Origin of the sequence: Flavobacterium sp. (assembly GCF_043773265.1) — a bacterium.
In the GTDB taxonomy this organism is placed as follows: domain Bacteria; phylum Bacteroidota; class Bacteroidia; order Flavobacteriales; family Flavobacteriaceae; genus Flavobacterium.
The window spans coordinates 1-6,221 of sequence record NZ_JAYVFH010000253.1 but is presented as its reverse complement, the minus strand read 5'-3'; the positions used below and the strand labels follow the sequence as shown (position 1 = coordinate 6,221).

General features: G+C 29.1%; 6 protein-coding genes. 3 read left to right on the top strand and 3 right to left on the bottom strand.

Annotated elements, in window-relative coordinates; all coding sequences use genetic code 11:
- Positions 1–126 precede the first annotated feature (126 nt).
- On the top strand, positions 127–1,050 hold the full coding sequence (locus ACH2BO_RS13630) for a type IX secretion system membrane protein PorP/SprF (RefSeq protein ID WP_395045284.1): 924 nt from the start codon (positions 127–129) through the stop codon (positions 1,048–1,050).
- A gap of 19 nt (positions 1,051–1,069) precedes the next feature.
- The gene (locus ACH2BO_RS13625; RefSeq protein WP_395045283.1) at positions 1,070–2,938 is read left to right on the top strand and encodes an OmpA family protein; all 1,869 of its coding nucleotides are present in this window, start codon (positions 1,070–1,072) and stop codon (positions 2,936–2,938) included.
- 180 nt (positions 2,939–3,118) lie between these two features.
- Here the strand turns inward: ACH2BO_RS13625 and ACH2BO_RS13620 are convergent, their stop codons facing one another.
- The gene (locus ACH2BO_RS13620; RefSeq protein ID WP_395045282.1) at positions 3,119–4,060 is read right to left on the bottom strand and encodes an SPOR domain-containing protein; all 942 of its coding nucleotides are present in this window, start codon (positions 4,058–4,060) and stop codon (positions 3,119–3,121) included.
- A gap of 102 nt (positions 4,061–4,162) precedes the next feature.
- On the opposite strand from ACH2BO_RS13620, the gene dprA reads away from it, so the two are divergent.
- Positions 4,163–5,269, top strand: coding sequence for a DNA-processing protein DprA (dprA, locus tag ACH2BO_RS13615; protein ID WP_395045281.1), 1,107 nt, complete (start codon positions 4,163–4,165; stop codon positions 5,267–5,269).
- Between the two features lie 18 nt (positions 5,270–5,287).
- Here the strand turns inward: dprA and ACH2BO_RS13610 are convergent, their stop codons facing one another.
- Complete coding sequence (locus ACH2BO_RS13610) at positions 5,288–5,884, bottom strand: hypothetical protein (protein WP_395045280.1); 597 nt, start codon at positions 5,882–5,884, stop codon at positions 5,288–5,290.
- Positions 5,885–5,894: 10 nt separating this feature from the next.
- Positions 5,895–6,221, bottom strand: a 327-nt coding sequence (locus ACH2BO_RS13605; protein ID WP_395045279.1) for a hypothetical protein, incomplete at its 5' end; no start/stop codon positions are given.

Below are 6,221 nucleotides of genomic sequence, written 5' to 3'. Positions count from 1 at the left end.
AAATGAATTGCCAGACGGAACGTATTACTTTGTAATAGAACGAAATGGCGAACAAACCAAATCTGGATGGGTGTATATTAATAGAGAAATAAAATAATTAACAGTAAAATAATAAATATTTATAAAATGAAAAAACTATATTTCATAACGCTGATTGCCTTAGTATCATTTATTGATGTTAGTGCCCAACAAGATCCACATTATACACAGTATATGTATAATTTAAGTGTAGTAAATCCAGCATACGCAGGTTCTAAAGAAAGTGTATCAGGCGGATTATTATACAGAAAACAATGGGTTGAAATTGAAGATGCACCTACAACCGGAACATTTTTTATTCACAGTCCTGTTGGAAAAAACGTTGGTATTGGTTTGTCTGCAATAACTGATAAAATTGGTCCTGTTGAAGAAAATAATTTATATGGAGATTTCTCTTATACATTAGATCTTGGTGGAGAACATAGATTAGCGTTTGGTTTAAAAGCTGGAGCAACATTTCATAAAGTTGGTTTATTTAGTGAAATTGGAAATGGCCATGTGCCAGATCCAAGCGATCCTGCATTTCAATCAGATTCTAATAGAACTTTTTTTAATTTAGGTTCAGGATTATTTTATTATACTAATAAATATTATGTTTCTTTTTCAATTCCTAATATGTTGAAATCTAAATATCTTGATTATAATGGTAGACAATTTGGTACAGAAACATTGCATTATTTCTTAACTGGTGGTTATGTGTTTGACATTAGTCAAAATGTAAAATTCAAACCTTTTGCAATGATTAAATCGGCAATAAACGCACCTACATCATTAGATTTATCTACAAATTTCTTATTTAATGATAAATTTGAAGTTGGAGCAACTTATAGATTAGAAGATTCTTTTGGCGCAATGGTTAATTATGCAATAACACCAAACGTAAAGATTGGATATGCATATGATCACATTGTATCAGACCTTAACATTACAACTCCTTCATCTCATGAAGTTATATTGTTGTTCGATTTGAATTTCCCGAAAAAAGTATCACAATCTCCAAGATATTTCTAACATAAAAATTAAGATAAAAATGAAAAATCTATATATAGCATTAAGTTTTGGTTTAATAAGTATTTCGCTTATTGCACAAAATAAAGACACAAAAGTAGCAGATAAATTATTTAGCAGATATGAATATGTTGATGCAGCCAAAGCTTATCAAAAATTAGCAGAAAACGGTAAAGGAGATGGTTATGTTTATAAGCAACTAGCTGATACTTATTATAATATGTTTAATACAACAGATGCTGCAACATGGTATGCAAAAGCAATTGAAACACCACAAGATGCAGAAACCTACTTTAGATATGCGCAAATGCTTAAAGCTAATGCTAAGTATGAAGAAGCTAACAAGCAGATGGCAAAGTTTGCGGCTATGGCGCCAAGCGACCAAAGAGCAAAAGCTTTTAAAGAAAATCCAAATTACGTTCCTAAATTAATTGGAAAAAACCCTGGTTATACAGTAAAATCATTAGAAATTAACAGTGATAAATCAGATTTTGGTGCTGTTTTGTATGATAATGATTTATATTTTGTAAGTGCTAGAAACGAAGCAAGAAAAAAATATGGTTGGAATGAAGAACCATTTTTAGACGTTTATAAATCAACCATGGGTGACAGCGGAACTTTCTCTGAAGCATCTTCAGTTTCTTCTCTTAATACACAATATCATGATGGTCCAGTAACTGTTTCTGCAGATGGAAATACAATGTATTTTTCTAGTGATAGTTTTAGAGAAAATTCATTTGAAAAAGATAAAGTAAATAAATTAAAGTTGGGTAAAAACAATCTTTATAAAGCTAATAAAGATGGAAATGGTTGGGGAAAAGCTACTCCATTATCTTTTAACAGTAAAGAGTATTCTACAAGTAATCCAAGTTTAAGTAGAGATGGAAAAACACTTTATTTTTCATCAAATATGCCTGGAAGTCTTGGTGGAGTTGATATTTGGAAAGTTGCAGTTAATGGTGATGGAAGTTTTGGTTCGCCAGAAAATTTAGGATCTAAAATTAATTCAGAAGGAAATGAAAGTTTTCCATTTATTGCAGATGATAATAATACTTTATATTTTGCGTCAAGCGGAAAACAAGGATTGGGCGGTTATGACAACTATGCTATAGATTTATCTAATAGTACAGATGCTGTAAACATGGGTAAACCAATTAATAGCGAAAAAGATGATTTAGGTTTTACATTTAATAAAGCTAAAAATCTAGGATTTTTCTCTAGTAATAGAAATGGTAATGATGATATTTTTAATGCTCTTCCAATTTGTGCTGTAAATTTAATTACTACAGTTACTAATGCTAAAACAGGAGAAATATTATCTGATGCTAAAGTTTCAATATTAGACAACAAGAAAAATATTATTGCTACAGAAACTTCTAACTCTAGAGGTGAAGTTAGTTTTAATGTAGAATGTGATAAAGAATACACTATTCAAGCATCCAAAGATGGTTATGAAGGTAATTCATTTCCTGTATCTAAAAGTAAAGGACCAGAAGCTAAAATTAGCGCGCCTTTACAACCAATTGATGTAATTATTACTCCGACAGAAATTATATTAAAACCTATTTATTTTGAATTTGATAAAAGTAATATCACACAAGAAGGAGCTTTTGAATTGGATAAGTTAGTTCAAGTTATGAAAAACAACACAAAACTGGTTATCATGTCTAAATCTCATACCGATAATAGAGGAAGCGATTCATATAACATGAGTTTGTCTGATAGAAGAGCAAAATCTACGGTTCAATATATAATCTCAAAAGGAATAGACGCATCGTTAATTTCTGGAAAAGGATATGGAGAATCTGAGTTAAAAGTAGCTTGTGGAGAAGCTTGTACAGAAGAGCAACATGCACAAAACAGAAGATCAGAGTTTTTAATTGTAAAATAATAAAACTTTTAATAGTAAAAAAACCGAGACTTGTATCTCGGTTTTTTTATGGCATTTCGTTAATGAAATTGTATTTAAAATCAATTCTAATGAATGATTAAAACCAAATAGAACATCTCTAAGTAAAAGTTTTAATATAGTATATAAAAAATCCCGAAATAAATCGGGATATTTTGTTTGTTATAGTTCTTTTATCATCAGCCAAGCTTCAGGATTGTGCTCTTTTTGAACTTTTAATAAAGCATTCTGAGCTTCTGTATAACTTGAGTAACTTTCATAAAGCACAGGAAACATTCCAAACTTGTTAGGGCTTAATCTTTTTGGGCTGTAACCCAATTGCTCTAAATCAGTAAATAATTTATTGGCATAAAACTCTTTTTGATAAACACCTGCAACAACATGATAATTTTTTTTATTATCAACAGCCAAAGTCACATTTGGCAAAGGATTATTAATAAAGAAAGTAGCTTCTTGTATTTTTTGATTAACTTTATTTTGAACTTTAGTTTGCACAGCTAATGTTTCTTCTTGAATTTTGTTTTGATAATATCTATCTCCAAAAAATCCACCAGCACTTAATAAACCAGCACTAACAACAAAAACCGCAACATATTTTAAGTAATTTTTAGAATTACTTTTTTCTAAAACTAAAGAAATTGTTTCTTTTTCTTGTGATACTTCTTCGACGTGTTTAGCAACTTCACGTTTAATAACCGGAGAAACATAAGCGGTTAATCCAAAAGATTGAGTTAAATAATTTATTTGCTCATAAGGAACAAAAACCAAGTTGTTTTCAGCATTTAATGAAATTTCACCAACGTTTTTTAAAGCAATTGCTCCAAAATCATGTAGCTTTGATTTCCATGTTGCTACTTGATTTTCTATAATAGTAACTGCAACTTCATAAGATATTTTCTCAGATTGAGAAATATGATTAGCCAACAAACCATCGTTGTTTTTTAAATACGAATTAAATGAAACCAACTTTTTTGGTGGGTAAAATGAGTTCGAATTTTCATGTAACTGAGCCGATTGTATTTCTGTTAAAAAAGCACCAAATCCAGGAACAGTTACACATTGGTAACGATAAAGTAATTGCGAAATATATTGATCCATCTTCATAATGACAAATTTAATTATTTAATGCTAATTGCAAAATTTTATCAACAAACTTTGTTAACAATTTTAAATTTTGTTCTTACTTTTGGAAACCAATTATTTACAATGAACGATACCGAATTATTACACTTATTAGCACTACTAAAAATTGAAGGAGTTGGCGACATTGTTGCTAAAAAACTAATAAATCATTGTGGTAGCGCAGAAGACATTTTTAAAACTAAAGCTTCAAAGCTAACTTCAATTGATGGAATTGGACAAGTTTTAATAAAAAATCTTAAAAACAAAACGGTTTTTAAATTGGCAGAAACCGAGCTTAAATATATAAAAGAGAATAACATAAATACACTTTTTTACAATGACCAAAATTATCCAAATCGTTTAAAACACTGTATTGATGGACCAATTTTATTATTTACTTCTGGAAAGATTGATTTTAATAACAGAAAAATAATTAGTATTGTTGGCACTCGAGAAATTACATCTTATGGAACCGATTTTTGTAAAAAACTAATAGAAGACTTAGCACCATTAAACCCAATTATTGTTTCTGGTTTTGCCTACGGAGTTGATATTGTTGCGCACAAAGCCGCAATGGACAATAATTTGCAAACGATAGGTGTAATTGCACATGGACTAAATCAAGTTTATCCAAAAGTACATAAAAAGTATGTTGCGAAAATGGAAGAAAATGGCGGATTTATGACAGAATTTTGGAGCAATTCTAATCCTGAAAAGGAGAATTTTGTAAAACGAAATCGCATAGTTGCCGGAATGAGTGAAGCCACAATTGTAATAGAAAGTGCCGAAAAAGGAGGTTCATTAATAACAGCAAATTTAGCCAACGATTACAATCGAGATGTTTTTGCAGCACCAGGTAGAACATCAGACAAATACAGTCAAGGTTGTAATAATTTAATAAAAACACAACGAGCACATTTATTAACTTCTGCAGCCGATATTTTATATATTTTAAATTGGGAAATAAACGATAAAGCCGACGCTAAAACAATACAAAAACAACTTTTTGTAACATTAGAAAACGATGAGCAAATTATATATGATTATCTACTTAAAACAGGAAAGCAATTACTTGATGTAATTGCTCTTGACTGTGATTTTCCTATTTTCAAAATAGCATCTATTTTATTGAATATGGAACTAAAAGGTGTTATTCGTCCTTTGCCTGGAAAATTATTTGAAGTGGTATAATTAGAATAATTTTTAAAATCACTCAGAATAATTATTTGACCTACCAACCATAATCCAATCTTCTTTTTCTTTAATAAAAATATAAAAATTTTTGTAATTTTGACTAAAATAGGTTTTCATGATAACAGCTTTGTTTTTATTTTTATTAAAGATAGGTTTGCTAAATTGATATAAATAATTACAATTAATAATTTGTTTAGTTACATCTTTATTTTTTTCTATATCATCTCTATACAGAGGTAAATTCACTAAATTAATCACTTTAGTAGTTTTTAAAACATTTTTATCAAGTTTTAAAATTCCATTTTTATTTTTCAACATATAATTAATATCATCCTTACTTAACAACCATTTGTTTTTTTTATCTAACCAAGTAATGAATGGATGATGATCATGAAAATTAGTATTAATTACTTTCAATTTATAATTTTCATAATTTTTAAAAAAATCGCTATCGAATTTTGAAGTTTCTAAAATTACATTTGTAGAATCACACTCTATACTGGAATCAGAGTCTAATACTTTGTCAATAATTTTGTATTGATTTTTTTTTAAGACACAGTTACAAAAACAAACACAAAGCACAATAATTAAAGTGAATAACTTTATTTTCATAATAAGTGGTTTAAGGTAAACAAGGATTATTTGAAGATGGTGTCATTCCAAAAGTTGTATTTCTTTGCATTTCTGTATTTTTCCGATTTAAAATTCTCGCTTTATCTGTTCCATTAATTAAATTGTCAAAAATTGTACCGCTATCCATTCTCCATATTCCAGCCCAAGCTAAATCTTTATACATTTGTTCAGGTTCAACACCTTCTGGAACAGTAACACCTGTTGCATATTCTTGAAGTGCTACAGCAATAATACTAACATAATTGTTTCCCATAAAAGCATGATCTTCTGGTTCTGTACCTCCAGTTTCAATATTTACATATGCATTCCATATTTC